This is a genomic window from Sphingomonas sp. Leaf407 (genome assembly GCF_001425385.1).
Classification (GTDB): domain Bacteria; phylum Pseudomonadota; class Alphaproteobacteria; order Sphingomonadales; family Sphingomonadaceae; genus Sphingomonas.
The window spans coordinates 446,606-462,704 of the sequence record NZ_LMQO01000003.1 but is presented as its reverse complement, the minus strand read 5'-3'; the positions used below and the strand labels follow the sequence as shown (position 1 = coordinate 462,704).

The 16,099-nt window shown below is 66.4% G+C and carries 11 protein-coding genes; 3 read left to right on the top strand and 8 right to left on the bottom strand.

Annotation, left to right across the window (positions count from 1 at the left end; genetic code table 11):
* The first annotated feature begins 169 nt into the window (after positions 1 to 169).
* Positions 170 to 1,387 carry a TetR/AcrR family transcriptional regulator gene (locus ASG37_RS11570; protein WP_055759983.1) on the top strand — a complete coding sequence of 406 codons (1,218 nt, stop codon included), beginning with the start codon at positions 170 to 172 and terminating at the stop codon, positions 1,385 to 1,387.
* On the opposite strand, the gene ASG37_RS11565 is transcribed toward ASG37_RS11570, so the two are convergent.
* A complete protein-coding gene (locus ASG37_RS11565) occupies positions 1,384 to 2,970 on the bottom strand; it encodes a long-chain fatty acid--CoA ligase (RefSeq protein WP_055759980.1) in 1,587 nt (528 codons plus the stop codon). The genes ASG37_RS11570 and ASG37_RS11565 overlap by 4 nt on opposite strands.
* 39 nt (positions 2,971 to 3,009) lie before the next feature.
* Complete coding sequence (gene dnaE, locus ASG37_RS11560; RefSeq protein WP_055759978.1) at positions 3,010 to 6,594, bottom strand: DNA polymerase III subunit alpha; 3,585 nt, start codon at positions 6,592 to 6,594, stop codon at positions 3,010 to 3,012.
* Between the two features lie 96 nt (positions 6,595 to 6,690).
* Between dnaE and ASG37_RS11555 the strand changes: the two genes are divergently transcribed.
* Positions 6,691 to 7,230 carry an HdeD family acid-resistance protein gene (locus ASG37_RS11555; RefSeq protein WP_055759975.1) on the top strand — a complete coding sequence of 180 codons (540 nt, stop codon included), beginning with the start codon at positions 6,691 to 6,693 and terminating at the stop codon, positions 7,228 to 7,230.
* Between the two features lie 42 nt (positions 7,231 to 7,272).
* On the opposite strand, the gene ASG37_RS11550 is transcribed toward ASG37_RS11555, so the two are convergent.
* Entirely contained in the window at positions 7,273 to 9,780 is a 2,508-nt protein-coding gene (locus ASG37_RS11550) for a TonB-dependent receptor (protein WP_055759973.1), read from the bottom strand.
* 234 nt (positions 9,781 to 10,014) lie between these two features.
* Here ASG37_RS11550 and ASG37_RS11545 point away from each other — a divergent pair, with 234 nt between their 5' ends.
* Entirely contained in the window at positions 10,015 to 10,488 is a 474-nt protein-coding gene (locus tag ASG37_RS11545; RefSeq protein WP_055760558.1) for an Hsp20 family protein, read from the top strand.
* Between the two features lie 282 nt (positions 10,489 to 10,770).
* Here the strand turns inward: ASG37_RS11545 and ASG37_RS11540 are convergent, their stop codons facing one another.
* The 5 genes from ASG37_RS11540 to ASG37_RS11520 all read right to left on the bottom strand — a co-directional run bounded on the left by ASG37_RS11540 (position 10,771) and on the right by ASG37_RS11520 (position 15,369).
* Positions 10,771 to 12,420, bottom strand: coding sequence for a CTP synthase (locus tag ASG37_RS11540; RefSeq protein WP_055759970.1), 1,650 nt, complete (start codon positions 12,418 to 12,420; stop codon positions 10,771 to 10,773).
* 95 nt (positions 12,421 to 12,515) lie between these two features.
* A complete protein-coding gene (gene secG / locus ASG37_RS11535) occupies positions 12,516 to 12,875 on the bottom strand; it encodes a preprotein translocase subunit SecG (protein WP_055759967.1) in 360 nt (119 codons plus the stop codon).
* Positions 12,876 to 12,972: 97 nt separating this feature from the next.
* The gene (locus ASG37_RS11530) at positions 12,973 to 13,455 is read right to left on the bottom strand and encodes a glutathione peroxidase (RefSeq protein WP_055759964.1); all 483 of its coding nucleotides are present in this window, start codon (positions 13,453 to 13,455) and stop codon (positions 12,973 to 12,975) included.
* Positions 13,452 to 14,126, bottom strand: a complete 675-nt coding sequence (locus tag ASG37_RS11525) for an ABC transporter ATP-binding protein (protein WP_055759960.1) — start codon at positions 14,124 to 14,126, stop codon at positions 13,452 to 13,454. Before ASG37_RS11525 ends, ASG37_RS11530 begins: the two co-directional genes overlap by 4 nt.
* Positions 14,119 to 15,369, bottom strand: a complete 1,251-nt coding sequence (locus ASG37_RS11520) for a lipoprotein-releasing ABC transporter permease subunit (RefSeq protein ID WP_055759958.1) — start codon at positions 15,367 to 15,369, stop codon at positions 14,119 to 14,121. Before ASG37_RS11520 ends, ASG37_RS11525 begins: the two co-directional genes overlap by 8 nt.
* Between the last annotated feature and the right edge of the window lie 730 nt (positions 15,370 to 16,099).

The window sequence follows — 16,099 nt, the reverse complement described above, 5'->3', positions numbered from 1 at the left end:
GCGCCGGGCATTCCGTTCGTTCCGGGCGGGCCGCTGCCGGTACGGTATCGGTCGCGCCGACATCGCGGCCAACGCATGCCGTTCCGGCCATACCCTGATTTCGGTAATGAACGTCCATTGCCGGAAAAAGGGGGTTGGGACGCACACCCGATCTGCTAGGATCGCGACTATGACGACCAGCCCCGTGGCCACCAAACGCTACCGCGCCAAGCGCGACGCCATCCTCGCCGCAGCAGCAGAAGCGATCAACGAAGCCAGCGCCAAGGGCATGACCTTCGCCGACGTGGCACGCCGGGTGGGGCTGAACACCACGAGCGTCACCTATTATTTCAAGCGCAAGGAAGACCTTGCCGCCGCCGCGTTCGACCATACGCTCGGCTGGTTGCAGGCGACGCTCGACGAATCGCTGACCGAGCCTACCCCACAGGCGCGCGTCGCCCGCTTCCTCGCCATCCATTTCGAACGCCAGCGCCGGATCGAGGCGGGCGAGGAACGCCCGACCGCCGTCCTCGCCGATCTGCGCGCGATGGACGACCCGTTCAAGGCGCGGCTGCTCGCCGGCTGGCGCGACGTGTTCCGCAAGACCCGCACGCTATGGGGACCCGACAGCGACCGCGCGCACAAGGACCTGAACAGCGCGCGCGCCCATGTCCTGCTCGAAAACAGCTTCTGGCTGACGGTATGGCTCGATCGCTACGAACCCGACCAGTACGACCGGGTCGAAGCGCGGTTGATGGACGTGTTCACCCACGGCCTCGCCGCGCTCAGCCAGCACTGGAACCCGGCCCCGCTCGCCCTCGCCCCTGCCAGCGAGGAACCCGGCCGCGACGCCTTTCTGCGCGCGGCCACCCGGCTCATCAACGAACTGGGCTATCGCGGGGCCTCGGTCCAGCGGATCGCATCCGAGCTGAACGTGACCAAGGGCTCGTTCTACCATCATCTCGATGCCAAGGACGATCTCGTCACCGCCTGCTATCGCCGCAGCTTCGACACGATCGGCGAAGCGCAACGCGCCGCCGATCGCGCCGGGGGGAGCCACTGGCAACGCCTGTCGAGCGCGATCGCGCTGCTGGTCGACGCGCAGTTCGCCGAACAGGGCCCGTTGCTGCGCACCACCGCGCTCTCGGGCCTGCCGCTCGGCGTGCGGCAGGCGATGGTCGACCGGTCGAACCGCATCGCCCGCCGCTTCGCCGGCACGATCAGCGACGGTATCGCCGAAGGATCGGTCCGCGCGGTCGACCCGCTGATCGCGGCACAGGCGCTGATGGCGCTCCAGAACGCGGCGTTCGACATGCGCAACTGGGCCGCGACGATGGAACGCGACCGCGCGGTGCGGCTCTATGCCTCCACCGTCATGACCGGCCTGTTCGACGACCGCGTGCTTTAAATCGGATAGTCACGATATTGCGCACGAAGCTCGTTCTTGCGCAGCTTGCCGGTCGCGCTGTGCGGTAGCTGCTCGACGAACAGGATCGCATCGGGCAGCCACCATTTCGCCACCCGCCCGGCCAGATGGGCGTGGATGGTCGCCTCGTCCACCGCGCTCCCCGCCTGCCGCACGATCAGCAGGATTGGCCGTTCGTCCCAGCGTGGATGCGGCACGCCGATCGCCGCCGCCTCGGCGACGCCGGCACAACCGACCGCCGCATTCTCCAGCTCGACCGAACTGATCCATTCGCCACCGGACTTGATGACGTCCTTGTCGCGATCGGTGATCTGCATCGTGCCGTCGGGGTGCATCACCGCGACATCGCCGGTATCGAACCAGCCATCGGCGGTCAGCGCATCGCCGCTTTCGTCAAGGAAGTAGCGTTTGATGACCCATGGTCCGCGCACCTGCAACCGGCCCGACGTTACCCCATCACGCGGCAGCAGCCGGTCGGCGTCGTCGACGGTGCGCAGCTCGACGCCGAACGGCACCTTGCCCTGTCGACAGACCTGATCGACCCGTGCCTCGAAGCTGAGGTCATCCCAGTCGAGACTGGGCGCACCCATCGTGCCGATCGGCGACGTCTCGGTCATGCCCCACGCATGGTTGACCCGCACGCCCATGCCCATGATCCGCTCGATCATCGCACGTGGCGCGGCCGATCCACCAATGGTGACGATCTTCAGATGTTCGGGCCGGGTGCCGGTGCGGTCGATATGCTCGAACATCGCGAACCACACCGTCGGCACCCCTGCCGAATGGGTCACGCGCTCGCGGTTCATCAACTCGCACAGCACCCCCGCATCGTTCACCGCCGACAATACCAGCTTCGCCCCCACAGCAGGGGCGGCGAACGGCAGGCCCCATCCGACCGCATGGAACATCGGCACCACCGGCAGACAGACCGAGCGGCTCGACAGGTCGAACTCGGCCGGTTGCAGCTCGGCGATGGCATGCAGCACGTTGGAGCGATGCGAATAGACCACGCCCTTGGGATCGCCGGTCGTGCCGCTGGTGTAGCAGACCATGCACGGCTCGCGCTCGCTTCCTTCTACCCACGCATAATCGCCGTCCTGCGCCTCGATCAGCGCGCGCAGGCTGTCGGGGCCGTCGCCGTCCATCACGACATAGCGCTCGATCGTCGGCCAGCGCGACCGCATCCGCTCGACAATGGGAGCGAAGGCACGGTCATGGAGCAGCACCCGGTCACCGGCATGAGTCGCGATATAGGCCAGTTGGTCGTCGAACAGCCGCGGATTGATGGTATGGATCAGCCCGCCCATCCCGATCACGCCGTACCATGCGACCAGATGATGGGCATGGTTCATCGCCAGCGTCGCCACCCGGTCGCCGGGGCGGATCCCCATCGCCGCCAGCGCCTGCGCCAGCCGCCGCGCGTCGCGGGCGATCCCGGCCCAGTCGGTCCGGCTCTCGCTGCCATCGGCCCAGCGGGTGACGATCTCGCGGGCGCCATGCTCGCGTTCGGCATGGTCGAGCAGTCGCGGCACCCGAAGCTCGAAGTCCTGCATCCCGCCCAGCATCACGCTCTCCTTAACCGATGAGCGCGGGGGACAGCGCGCTCAACCCACGGCGGCGAGCGGTGCCTTCACCGTGTCGAACGCCGCATGGGTCACACCCTGCAACCTGCGCGCGCGTTCGGCAAGCTCGCCATCGATGCGATAGGTCCGGCCGAGGCATACCCAGGCTTCGATTCCACCGTCCGCCGGCGCCTGTACCCAGATTTCACTCCGTCCGCCGCGTTCGCCATCGACCAGCGCCGCAAGGGCCGGAAACGCCACGGCATCGTCGATCGTCAGGTCGAGCCGCAGCCGCACGTCCTTCGCGATCATGTCGAACGGCTTGATCGCCTTGACCGTCGCCCGCGCGCTTTCGTCGCCCGCGCGGCGATCGAGTTCGAGGGTGAACAGTCCACAACCGCCGATCTTGCCCGCCGCTTCCAGCGCGGCAGAAGGATCATCTTCGAAACAGGTGACAGGCACCTGCCCCGACGCATCGGACAGCGTCGCCATCATGTACCGCTTGCCCCGCGCCGAGGTCCGCCAGCGGGCATCCTCGACCAGCGCGGCCACGGTCGCGCCGACCCGCCCGCCTTCGGGCACCGCCGTCGACGCCAGATCGGCGATCTGCCGCGCGCCGTGCGCGCTCGCCAGATGGGCATAACGGTCGAGCGGATGCGCCGAGAAATAGAAGCCGAACGCATCCTTTTCCGCCGCGATCGCCTCGGTCAGCGACCAGTGGACATCCGGCAGCCGGATCGCCGCTTCGGCGGCACCGGTCGCCTCACCGAACAGGCCGCCCTGCCCGCTCGTCCGATTGGCCTCGGTCCGCTGGGCCGTCGCCATCAGCGTATCGGCCAGCGCGTGGACGCCAGCCCGGTCGGCGTGCATGCAGTCGAATGCCCCGGCCGCCGCCAGCGTTTCGATCTGGCGCTTGTTGAGCAGCTTGGGATCGACCCGCGCGGCGAAATCGTCGAGCGACTTGTACGGTCCGTTGGCGGCACGTTCGACCACCATCAGCTCCATCGCGCGCTCGCCCACGCCTTTCAGCGCCGACAGCGCATAGCGTACCGCCAGCCCGTCACCGACCGCCTCGACGCCGAAGGTCGCGTCGCTGGCATTCACGCACGGCGGGAGGCAGTCGATGCGCAGCCGCTTCATATCGTCGACGAAGATCGCCAGCTTGTCGGTCTGCGCATAGTCGAACGCCATCGACGCGGCGAAGAATTCGTGCGGATGATGCGCCTTCAACCACGCGGTTTGATAGGCGAGCAGCGCATAGGCGGCGGCGTGGCTCTTGTTGAATCCGTATCCGGCGAACTTGTCGATCAGGTCGAACAGTTCGTTGGCCTTCGCCTCCTTGATGCCGTTCACCTTGGCGCAGCCCTCGACGAAGATCGAGCGCTGCGCGTCCATCTCCGCCTGCACCTTCTTGCCCATCGCGCGGCGCAGCATGTCCGCGCCGCCAAGGCTGTAGCCGGCGAGGATCTGCGCCGCCTGCATCACCTGTTCCTGATAGACGAAGATGCCGTAGGTCTCGTTCAATATCGGTTCGAGCGCGTCGTGCGGATAGACGATCGGCTCGCGCCCGGCCTTGCGCGCGCCGAACATCGGGATGTTGTCCATCGGTCCGGGGCGATAGAGCGAGACGAGCGCGATGATGTCGCCGAAGTTGGTCGGCCGCACCGCCGTCAGCGTGCGGCGCATGCCCTCCGATTCCAACTGGAACACGCCGACGGTATCGCCACGCTTGAGCAGGTCGTAGGTCGCCTCGTCGTCCCAGCCGAGGCTGTCGAGATCGACCACCACCCCACGCCGCGCCAGCAGCTCGACCGCGAATTTCAGCACCGACAGCGTTTTCAGGCCGAGGAAGTCGAACTTCACCAGCCCGGCACCCTCGACATATTTCATGTCGAACTGGGTAACGGGCATGTCGGAGCGCGGATCGCGGTAGAGCGGCACCAGTTCGCTCAGCGGCCGGTCGCCGATCACCACGCCGGCGGCGTGGGTCGAGGAGTGGCGCGGCAACCCCTCCAGCTTCATCGCCAGATCGAGCAGCCGGCGGACGTCGTCCTCGCGGGTATATTGCTGGTGCAGTTCCGACACGCCGTTCAGCGCGCGGGTCAGCGTCCATGGATCGGTCGGATGGTTGGGCACCAGCTTGGCGAGGCGATCGACCTGGCCATAGCTCATTTGCAGCACGCGGCCGGTGTCCTTCAGCACCGCGCGCGCCTTCAGCTTCCCGAAGGTAATGATCTGCGCCACCTGGTCGCGGCCATATTTCTGCTGGACGTACCGGATGACCTCGCCGCGCCGCGTTTCGCAGAAATCGATGTCGAAGTCGGGCATCGACACGCGCTCGGGGTTCAGAAAGCGCTCGAATAGCAGGCCCAGCTTGATCGGATCGAGATCGGTGATGGTCAGCGCCCAGGCGACCGCCGAACCCGCACCCGAACCACGGCCCGGCCCGACCGGAATGTCATGGTCCTTAGCCCATTTGATGAAGTCGGCGACGATCAGGAAATAGCCGGGAAACCCCATCTGGCAGATGACGTCGAGTTCGAAGTCGAGCCGGGCGAAGTAATCGGGGAAGCGCTCGACCAACTCGGCTTCGGAAATCTCGGGCACGGTGCCGTTGACCTCGGCCGGGGTCGGCGCATCCTCCCATGGTGCCGGTTCCGCGACCGCGACCTCGGCCTGCACCAGCCCGGCGTCGAGTGCCACGATCTTGCGCAGCCGGTCGACCAGCCCGGCGCGCGAATCGACGCGCAGCTTCTGCGCCTCGCCCTCGCGGTCGCCCGCAAGGCTGGGGAGGATCGGCTTGCGCTTGGGGGCGGCGACCGCGCAGCGCTGCGCCACGACCAATGTGTTGGCGAGCGCTTCGGGCAGGTCGGCGAACAGCGTCCGCATCACCGGCGCGGGCTTCAGCCATGCTTCGGGCGACGAGCGCTGCCGGTCCTCACTGACGACATAGCTCGACGAGGCGATGCAGAGCATCGCGTCGTGCGCGTCATGAAAATCGGGTTCGGCGAAGCAGCACGGATTGGTCGCGACCAGCGGCAGATCGCGGGCATAGGCGAGGTCGATCAGCGCCGCCTCGGCACGTTCCTCCACCACCTCGCCACGACGGGCCAGCTCGACATAGAGCCGGTCGCCGAACAGCGCCTGCAACCGGTCGGCATAGGCATGCGCCGCCTTGGTCTGCCCCTCGCCCAACAGCCGGGTGAGCGCGCCGTCGCCCGCCCCGGTCAGCGCGATCAGCCCCTCGCTGCGCCCGACCAGCGCCTCGAGCGGAACATGCGCCGGGATTTCGACCGGCCGGTCGAGGTGTGCAATCGACACCAGCGCGCACAGATTGTCATAACCGGTCGGGTTCTGCGCATAGAGCGCCAGCCAGTCGATCTGGACATCGCCCGGGTGATCGGGTCGCGCGACCGCCAGCAGCGTGCCGACCACCGGCTGCACACCCGAATCCTTGCACCCGTCCGAAAAGGCCATCGCGGCATACAGGCCGTTGCGGTCGGTCAGCCCGGCGGCGGGAAAATTCAGCTTGCGCGCGGTCTTGGCGATCGCCTTCGGATCGATCGCGCCTTCCAGCATGGTGTAGGACGAAAAGATGCGGAGCGGCACGAACCCGGAATGCGACATGCCGCATGCCTACTCCCGGCATCCTGATTCGACCAGTGCGGGTGCGACGGAACCCCCGTCCGCCGCGCCCGTTCGGGCCGGAACAGGAGGACAAGCATGACCGATTTCGCCCGCGACACCCGTATCGCTCCGGCCGGATGGGGCTGGACCCTTGCCTATGGCATCGTATCGGTGCTGGTCGGCATCCTCGCCTTTGCCGCGCCCTTCCCCGCCACGCTGGCGGCGACGCTGGTCGTGGGCTTCTTCTTTCTGGCGGGCGGCATCGCCTCGCTGGTGGCGGGGTTTCGCAACCGCCAGGGGCACCGCGCCTATTCGATCCTGTTCGGGGCGCTCTCGGTGCTCGCCGGCGGGTATATGATCCTCATGCCGGTCGGCGGAGCATTGTCGCTGACGCTGATGGTCATCCTGTGGCTCGGCGTGCGCGGCGTCATGGAATTGATCGTCGCCTTCCGCTTCCGGCGACTGCGCTGGCCGATGCTGGTCCTCGGCGCGCTGAACGTCTTGCTGGCGATCGCACTCTATACGACGGTGCCATGGTCGGCGCTGACCCTGCCCGGCTATATCCTTGGCGCAAGCTTCCTGTTCGGCGGGATCGTGGCGATCGTCAGCGCGCTGTCGGACCGCAAGGAAGCCTGAACCGCGAACGGGCCGGTGCAGGACACCGGCCCGTTTTCCCCGTCAGAAAGACAGTTTGACCGTACCGCCCCATGTCCGGGGATCGCCCAGTTGCGCCGAGATCAGCCCGGTATTGCCCGGCGTGACGGCGAGCGATTCGAAGTAATTCTGGTCGAACGCATTGCGCACCCAGCCGAAAATATCGAACTCCCCGGTGCGATAGCCCGCCCGGAAATTGTGGATCGAATAACCGTCGATGTCTGTATAGGCCGACCGCGAGGCGTTGGACGAGAATTTAGAGCGATAATTGGCGTCATAGCCGACATAGAATTTGCCATCGCGATCGAGCAGCTTGGCGGGAAGCGCATATTCGGTCCCCCACGAAAACGCCCATTTCGAGATGCCCGGCAGCCACTGGCCCGAGACGTTGCAGTTGGCCGGGCTGTTCGCCCCCGGCGTCGCTGCTGCCCCGACCGGCAGGCCGGTGCCGCCGCCCGCCAGTTCGGGCGGGCATGGTGCATCGACGAAGCGGACGAACTTCGCATCGGTGAACGCACCGCTCGCATAGGCGCTCAGGCGATCGGACGGCCGGATCGAGAAATCCGCCTCGACGCCGCGCGAGCGCACCCGGTCGGCATTGGCGAGATAGCCGCGCAGCACGTTGATGCCGCTGACGTTGCTGATGACGCTCGCCTGGAAATCCTTGATGATCGTCCAGAAGCCGGCGACGTTGAAGGTGATCCGCCGATCCCAGAACTGGGTCTTCAGCCCCAGCTCGAGATGGTCGACCTTTTCGGGATCAATCTGCGCCACGTCGAGCGCAGGCGTGCCGTCGGCACGGCTGGGCACGCCGTTCAGGTTGATGCCGCCGGTCTTGAACGACCGCGCATAGGTCGCATAGGTCAGCACGTCGGGCGTGACCTCATAGGCGAGGTTCAGGTCGTAGGAGAGGTTCCACGCGCTGAACTTCGGCTCGAAGAACTGCGACGCCTGCACCCCGCGCTGCGCTGCCGTCCACGGATCGTTGTAATAGGGGCTGCCCGGGGTGCTGCTGACCACCTGTCGCGTGCCGTCCGACGCGGTGCCGGTGACGACCGAATTATAGAGGCCGCTCTTGCGATCGTAATTGACGCGGACGCCCGGCGAGATCGTCAGCGCATCGGTCGCGTGCCAGTTGAGCTTGCCGAACGCCGCGACGCTCAGATTGTCGAGGCGGATGTCGTTCTCGGCGATTACCCGGTTCAGCACCGCCGGGTTGCGCGACAAGGCGCTGGTGGGGTTGAGCAGCCACGCGCTCGCCGCCGTGCCGGTTTCCTGCACGCCGGTGGTGTGGATCTTCTGATAGAAGCCGAACGCGCCGACGACGAAGTCGTAACCGGTCCCCTCATGCGCATAGCGCAGTTCCTGGGTGTACTGGTCCTGCTTGGTCGGGTTGTTGACCCGCAGATAGACCGGCAGCCCGGTGAAATCGCGGTCGTTGGCCGGTTGCCAGTCCCAATAGCGCCACGCCGTGACCGAGGTGACGGTGCCCGAACCGACATCCCATTCGGCCCGCAGCGATGCGCCGCCCATCTCGTTGCGCGCGCGCAGTTGCGCGTCGAGATCGGTCACACGGTCGAACGGATCGGTGCTGGGCACGCGGTAGCCGGGGAACAGCGCGGTCAGCGCGGCATATTGCCGGTTGGCGGCGCGCTGCGTCGTGCCGACGCGAGCGTAGATCTGGCCGCAGCAGATCGGGTCCTGGACGTTGAAATCGCCGGCCAGCGTCACGTTCAGACTGTCGGTCGGCTTCCACAGCAATGCGCCGCGCACGCCGAGATTGTCCTGCGAATTGATCCACTGGCCGGTGGCGACATTATAGATCGTGCCGCGCCGGTCGGTGCTCGACACGCTGATCCGCGCGGCGAGATTGTCGGCCAATGGACCGGACACCGAAACCTTGGCCTGCTTGAAATTATAATCGCCGACCGACACTTCGGCGCGTCCCTCGAACGCGAAGCTCGGCGCGCGGGTGGTGACGTTGATCGCGCCGGCGGTGGTGTTCTTGCCGTAGAGCGTGCCCTGCGGCCCGCGCAGCACCTCGATCCGTTCGACATCGACGAAGTCGAGCGTCGCGGCGGCGATACGGTTGTAATAGACCTGATCGATATAGATGCCGACGCCCTGCTCGAACCCATCGTTGGTCAGCCCGAACGGCGCGCCGATGCCGCGGATGTTGATGAAGGTGTTGCGCGGATTGGTGGAAAAGAACTGGAGCGTCGGCTGCAACTGCGTCAGCCGGTTGAGGTTGTAGGTCCCCTGCGCTTCCAGTTGCGCGCCGCCGATGACCGACAGCGCGACCGGCACGTCCTGCACATTCTCCTCGCGCCGGCGCGCGGTGACGACGATGTCGCCGGAATTGCGCTGGTCGACCACCGGTTCGACCGGGTCGTCCGCCGGCGCGGCCGCCGTCACGGGTGCGGCGGGCGGCACGAGCATCGCCAACTGCCCCGGCGGGCCTGCCTGGGCAAAGGCGGCGGGCGTGAACATGGTCGCTGCGCTCAGCACAGCGAACGAACGGAAACGGCGCATGGAGACCCCCTGATCGGTTCTGCTTATGCCAATACCCTATTTTACCTATAGGGATTTGGTAGAAAGAAGCAGTTGCGCCCCATGAAGGTTGAATTGTTCACGCGAGTGCCTTGAAGCCGATCGTGGCCGAACCATATCGGTTATCGAGCGATGCCATTCGGGTCGCTCACGAACCGGTATCGCGTGATGACGGATGCCGAGGACGTTCACATCGCTTCGATTGGAGGATTTGACATGCGTAGCTTCGACTTCACCCCCTACCGCCGTTCGACCGTCGGCTTCGACCGGCTGTTCGACATGCTGGAAAGCAACACCCGCACCAATGCGGGCGAGAATTATCCGCCGTTCAATCTCGAGCGCGTCGCCGAGGATCGCTATCGCATCACGCTGGCGATCGCGGGCTTCAAGCGCGACGAGGTCGAGATCACCGCGCAGCAGAATCTGCTGGTCGTGTCGGGTCGCAAGGCGGAGCAGACCGACGCGCAGAAGAGCGCCGTGCTGCATCTGGGCATCGCCAACCGCAGCTTCGAGCGGCGCTTCGAGCTGGCCGATTTCATCGTGGTGGAGGCGGCCGATCTGGCCGACGGGCTGCTGACGATCGACCTGCGTCGCGAAGTTCCCGATGCGATGAAGCCGCGCCGCGTGGCGATCGGCAACGAAACGCCTGCCGCGCCGGTGATCGCCAACGACACCGCGCAGGCCGCGTAAGCGCTACGGCGCGTTTCCCCTTGCGCGCCGTGGGCGGGCGCCCGGACGATGGTCCGGGTGCCCGTTCTGCTTTGTGGTGCATGTAGCAGCAGAAGGCTGGTTCACGCGGAGGCGCGGAGGCGCGGAGGTGTATCGGACGCGGCAGCGTCGCTCTCGTATCCGGCAGCGCCAAGGTCGATGTCGCCTGCGGCGCGCAACTAGTGGGGAGCCGCGTCTCCTCCGCGCCTCCGCGTGAACCAACCTTCTTTTCCCACGCCTACGTCGGACCGACAGGCGAACGGGTCAGACCAGCCGCGACTGCTTCACCGCCGCCGCGATGAAGCTGGCGAACAGCGGGTGCGGGTCGAACGGCTTTGACTTCAGCTCCGGGTGGAACTGCACGCCGACGAACCACGGATGGTCGGGGCGCTCGACGATCTCGGGCAGCATGCCATCGGGCGACATGCCGGAGAATACCAGCCCGCCCTGTTCGAGCATCTCACGGTATCCCGTGTTCACCTCGTAGCGATGGCGGTGGCGTTCGCTGATCGTCGTGCCGCCATAGATCGAGGCGACGACCGAATTGCCGGCGAGCGACGCTTCATAGGCACCCAGCCGCATCGTACCGCCCAGATCGCCGTCCGATTCGCGCTTCTGGATACCCTCGGGGGTCATCCATTCGGTAATCATGCCGACGACCGGTTGCTCGGTCGGGCCGAATTCGGTCGACGACGCATGCGGAACGCCGCCCAGATCGCGGACCCCCTCGATACACGCCATCTGCATGCCGAAGCAGATGCCGAAATAGGGCACGCGGCGTTCGCGGGCGAAGCGGACGCTGGCGATCTTGCCCTCGGCACCGCGTTCGCCGAACGCGCCGGGGACGAGGATCGCGTGGCACGGCTCCAGTTCGGCGGCGACGGTATCGTGGTCGCCCTCGAACAGTTCGGCGTCGATCCAGCGGATGTTGACCTTCACCCGGTTGGCGATGCCGCCATGGACCAGCGCCTCGTTGAGCGACTTGTAGGCGTCCTGCAGCCCGACATATTTGCCGACCACGCCGATCGTCACCTGCCCCTCGGGGTTCTGCAACCGGTCCATGATGTCGGACCAGCGCGACAGGTCGGGTGCGTCGCCGGGTTCGATGCCGAACGCGCGCAGCACTTCGGCGTCGAGGCCCTCGGCATGATATTGTTCGGGCACCGCATAAATGCTCGATGCGTCGAGCGCGGGGATGACGGCGGCGGCGGGCACGTTGCAGAACAGCGCGATCTTGGCGCGTTCGCTGGCCGGCAGCGGCTTTTCGCAACGGCACACCAGCACGTCGGGCTGCACGCCCAGCGCCGCCAGTTCGCGCACCGAATGCTGCGTCGGCTTGGTCTTCAGCTCGCCCGCCGCCGCGATGTACGGCACCAGCGTGACGTGGATGCTGATCGAGCGGCCGCGACCCAGTTCGTTCTTCAACTGGCGGATCGCCTCGATGAACGGCAGCGATTCGATGTCGCCGACTGTCCCGCCGATCTCGCACAGCACGAAGTCGAGGTCCTGCCCGTCGTCGTCGACGGTATCGGCCTGCGCGAACGCCTTGATCGCGTCGGTGACGTGGGGGACCACCTGCACCGTCGCGCCCAGATAATCGCCGCGCCGTTCGCGCTGGATGATCGTCTGATAGATGCGCCCCGAGGTGACGTTGTCCGACTGGTGCGCCGCGACGCCGGTGAAGCGTTCGTAATGGCCGAGGTCGAGGTCGGTTTCGGCCCCGTCGTCGGTCACATAGACCTCACCGTGCTGATAGGGCGACATCGTGCCCGGATCGACGTTGAGATAGGGGTCGAACTTGCGGATGCGGACCTTGTAGCCCCGCGCCTGCAAGAGTGCTGCGAGAGAGGCCGCCATGAGGCCCTTGCCGAGCGACGAGACCACGCCGCCGGTGATGAAGATATACCGCGCCATGGGAGAAATCGCCTAGCGTCGAACGCCATCGCCGCCAAGCGCGGGGTTGCCCCCACGCCCGCGAAATACGACGGACCGGTTGATGGATAAGGGTTTTAGCGGACGAGCGGAACGGCGCCGTTGTCGGCCCCGGTCAGATTGCCAACCGGATCGGCGGCCGGATTGACCGGACCGGTCGCGGCCGGCGGCGGAGTCGTCGGCCGCGCGAGCGAGGTATCGATCGTGCCCGTGCCGCGATTCGCCGCGATCACCGCCAGCGCGATGCTCATCGTGATGAACAGTCCCGCCAGCACCGCCGTCGCCCGCGTCAGGAAATCGGCCGCGCCGCGCGCCGACATCAGCCCCGAGGGGCTGCCGCCCGTGGTCAGCCCGCCGCCTTCCGACTTCTGCATGAGGATCACCGTCACGAGCAACGCGGCGATGATCGCATGGACGACAAGCAGGAAGGTGAACATGGGCGGGGAACATTTCCGAAGTTGGTGCGACCGCGCACGGCCGTGAAGCGGCGCACATAGGCGACACGTCGCCCGCGATCAACCGGGCGGCGGCGGTTCAGCCGAACAGCCGCTCGATGTCGGCGGTCAGTTCTTCCGGTTTGGTGGTAGGAGCATAGCGCTTCACGACCTGCCCGGTGCGGTCGATCAGGAACTTGGTAAAGTTCCATTTGATCCCCTCGCTGCCCAGCACGCCGGGCGCCGCCGCCTTGAGGTGGCGAAACAGCGGGGCGGCATCCGCGCCGTTGACGTCGACCTTGGCGAAGAGCGGGAAACTCACGTCGTAGGTCAGCGAACAAAAATTGGCGATTTCCGCCGCGTCGCCCGGTTCCTGCCCGCCGAACTGGTTGCAGGGAAAGCCGAGCACCGCAAAGCCCTGCGGGCCATAACGGCGGTGCAGCGCCTCCAGCCCGGCATATTGCGGAGTGAAGCCACATTTCGAGGCAACGTTGACCACCAGCAGCACCTGCCCGCGACAGGCCTCCAGCGTGGTCGTGGTGCCGTCGGCGGCCGTGACCGGCAACGCGTGGAGGTCGGTCATGCCAGTACCCCGTCGTGGAGCCGCACCACCCGGTCCATCCGCGCGGCGAGGCGTTCGTTATGCGTCGCGACCAGCGCCGCCGACCCCTGCCCGCGCACCAGCCGAAGGAATTCGGCAAACACGACATCGGCGGTCGCCTCGTCCAGATTGCCGGTCGGCTCGTCGGCCAGCACCAGTGCGGGACGGTTGGCGAGCGCACGGGCGACCGCGACGCGCTGCTGCTCGCCGCCCGACAACTGGCTGGGGCGGTGGGTCAGGCGGTTGCCGAGGCCAAGCGCGGTCAGCAGTTCGGTGGCGCGGGCGTCGGCGTCCTTGCGGTGGCTGCCGCGCACCATCTGCGGCAGGACGACGTTTTCCAGCGCGTTGAAATCGGGCAGCAGATGATGGAACTGATAGATGAAGCCCATCCGGTCGCGGCGGACCTCGGTCCGGCCGTTGGCGCTGGCGCGAGCGACCTGCTGGCCGCAGACCAGAATCTCGCCCTTGAAGCCACCTTCCAATAGCCCGACCGCTTGCAGCAGCGTCGACTTGCCCGAGCCGGAGGGGCCGAGGAGTGCCACGATCTCGCCCGGCGCGACGCGCAGGTTCACGCCGCGCAGGACGTCGATCGTCGCCTCCCCTTGCGTGAAGCTGCGGCGGAGGTCGCGGGTTTCGAGGACGGCTTCAGTCATAGCGCAGCACCTGGACGGGATCGGTATTGGCCGCCTTGAACGCCGGATACAGCGTGGCGAGGAACGAAAAGAGCAGCGCGGTAAGCGCGATGCCGACGATCTCGACCGGATCGACCTTCGACGGCAGTTCGGTCAGATACCGCATCGTCGGGTCCCATATCTCGATCCCCGTCACCTTGCCGATCCCGGCGACCACCTGCTGGCGGAAGGCGAGGAACACGAAGCCCAGCACCAGCCCCGCCCCGACGCCCAGCGCGCCGATGGCGGTGCCCACCGTCATGAAGATGCGCAGCAGCGCGCCGCGCGTCGCGCCCATGGTGCGCAGGATCGCGATGTCGCGCGTCTTGGCACGCACCAGCATGATGAGCGACGACAGGATGTTAAAGACCGCGATCAGGATGATGATCGACAATACGGTAAAAGTCACGATGCGGTCGACCGACAACGCCTGGAACAGTTCCGAATTGAGCTGCCGCCAGTCGGACACCTGCGCCTGCGCGACGAATTTTTCGCGCAACGGAGCCATGATCCGGTCGATGTCGTCGGGGTCGTTCGTCTCGATCTCGATCATGCCGACCGAGTCGCCGGTGAGGAGCAGTTGCTGCGCATCCTCGATCGGCATGATGACGAACGCCTTGTCGTAATCATACACACCGACCTCGACGATCGCCGCCACGCGGTAGGGCACCTGACGGATCATCGTGCCGAACGGCGTGGTCGGCCCCTGCGGGCTGATGATCGTCATCTCGCTGCCGACCGTCACGCCCAGCGCCTGCGCCAGCCGCGAGCCGATGACGACGTTGCCGCTGCCCGCCGTCACCGGACCGAGCGAGCCCAGCTTCACATTGTCGCGGATCGTCGGGGTCGAACGGATGTCCTCGACGCGCATGCCGCGGGTCAGGATGAATTCGGACCGCCCGTTGTAGGTCGCGAACAGCGGCTGTTCGATCAGCGGGGTCGCGCTGGTGACGCCGGGCGTCCGGCGCGCCTCGGCGGCGATGCGTTTCCAGTCGGGCAACTGGTTGTTGTAGCCCTGGATGATGGCATGGCCGTTCAGCCCGACGATCTTGTCGAACAGTTCGGCGCGGAAGCCGTTCATGACGCTCATGACGATGACCAGCGCGGCGACGCCGAGCATCACCGCGACGAGGCTGATCGAGGCGACGAGCGCGATGAACGCCTCCCCCCGACCGGGCAGCAGATAGCGGCGGGCGATCATCCGCTCGTAGCGCGACAGCAGCATGGGGGTGGTTCTGGTCCTGACAAATACGGTTCGCCTGTCGCTGTAGGTACGCCCCGCCCCCCCCGCAAGGGCGGCTGTTGCACAATGAACACATGGTGAAGGAAAGCGTAAGCACAGGGTCGCTGGGCTGGTGACAGCAACAGTTCGGACACGTATCGAAGACCTCACGAAACGCAGGCACAACAGGCCACGGTTCGGGGAGGCCAACCGGCTCCGCCCTGGAAGGGGGGAAGGGGCGTAGAAGCGGTGGCTGACAAGGGGGCTGACGAGCGATCGTCACGCAGGCGGCCGGGCTGGCGACAGTCCGGCCGTTTGCCGTTCGGGGCACGCCGGTTTTGTCGGCGGTGTAAACTTTGGTACGTGACGGCCGGTTCCGGGGGCTGGTCCTTTCACATAGTGCCGGCCACGGCCGGGATCTTCCGAGAACAGCGCGCGACGGGAGTCGCCTGAGGCTTCGGCTTTCGCCGGGGCGACGGTTCTATGCGGATGGATCACACGCCGGCGGTGCGCCGGGGCGGCTTCCCCGGGGTGCGAAGTTTATACGACTCGATGACCGTTCGGGGTGATTCCCGGGAAGTGTTTTGTTTGCCCTGGGTCGCTTGGGTGCAACCGAAGCCTCGGTTTCGGGCGCGGAAGTCTACGCTCAAGGCACCGGTGCCGCGGTTGCGGGATCGACGATGCCAAACGGCAGGGCGCTTTTGGGACGCGGCCGGTCGGGCGGATCATGGAG

Coding starts and splice junctions, on each gene's coding strand:
- ASG37_RS11570 (WP_055759983.1), top strand. CDS start 170: ATGACGACCAGCCCCGTGGCCACCAAACGCTACCGCGCCAAGCGCGAC.
- ASG37_RS11565 (WP_055759980.1), bottom strand. CDS start 2,970: ATGCTGGGCGGGATGCAGGACTTCGAGCTTCGGGTGCCGCGACTGCTC.
- dnaE (WP_055759978.1), bottom strand. CDS start 6,594: ATGTCGCATTCCGGGTTCGTGCCGCTCCGCATCTTTTCGTCCTACACC.
- ASG37_RS11555 (WP_055759975.1), top strand. CDS start 6,691: ATGACCGATTTCGCCCGCGACACCCGTATCGCTCCGGCCGGATGGGGC.
- ASG37_RS11550 (WP_055759973.1), bottom strand. CDS start 9,780: ATGCGCCGTTTCCGTTCGTTCGCTGTGCTGAGCGCAGCGACCATGTTC.
- ASG37_RS11545 (WP_055760558.1), top strand. CDS start 10,015: ATGCGTAGCTTCGACTTCACCCCCTACCGCCGTTCGACCGTCGGCTTC.
- ASG37_RS11540 (WP_055759970.1), bottom strand. CDS start 12,420: ATGGCGCGGTATATCTTCATCACCGGCGGCGTGGTCTCGTCGCTCGGC.
- secG (WP_055759967.1), bottom strand. CDS start 12,875: ATGTTCACCTTCCTGCTTGTCGTCCATGCGATCATCGCCGCGTTGCTC.
- ASG37_RS11530 (WP_055759964.1), bottom strand. CDS start 13,455: ATGACCGACCTCCACGCGTTGCCGGTCACGGCCGCCGACGGCACCACG.
- ASG37_RS11525 (WP_055759960.1), bottom strand. CDS start 14,126: ATGACTGAAGCCGTCCTCGAAACCCGCGACCTCCGCCGCAGCTTCACG.
- ASG37_RS11520 (WP_055759958.1), bottom strand. CDS start 15,369: ATGCTGCTGTCGCGCTACGAGCGGATGATCGCCCGCCGCTATCTGCTG.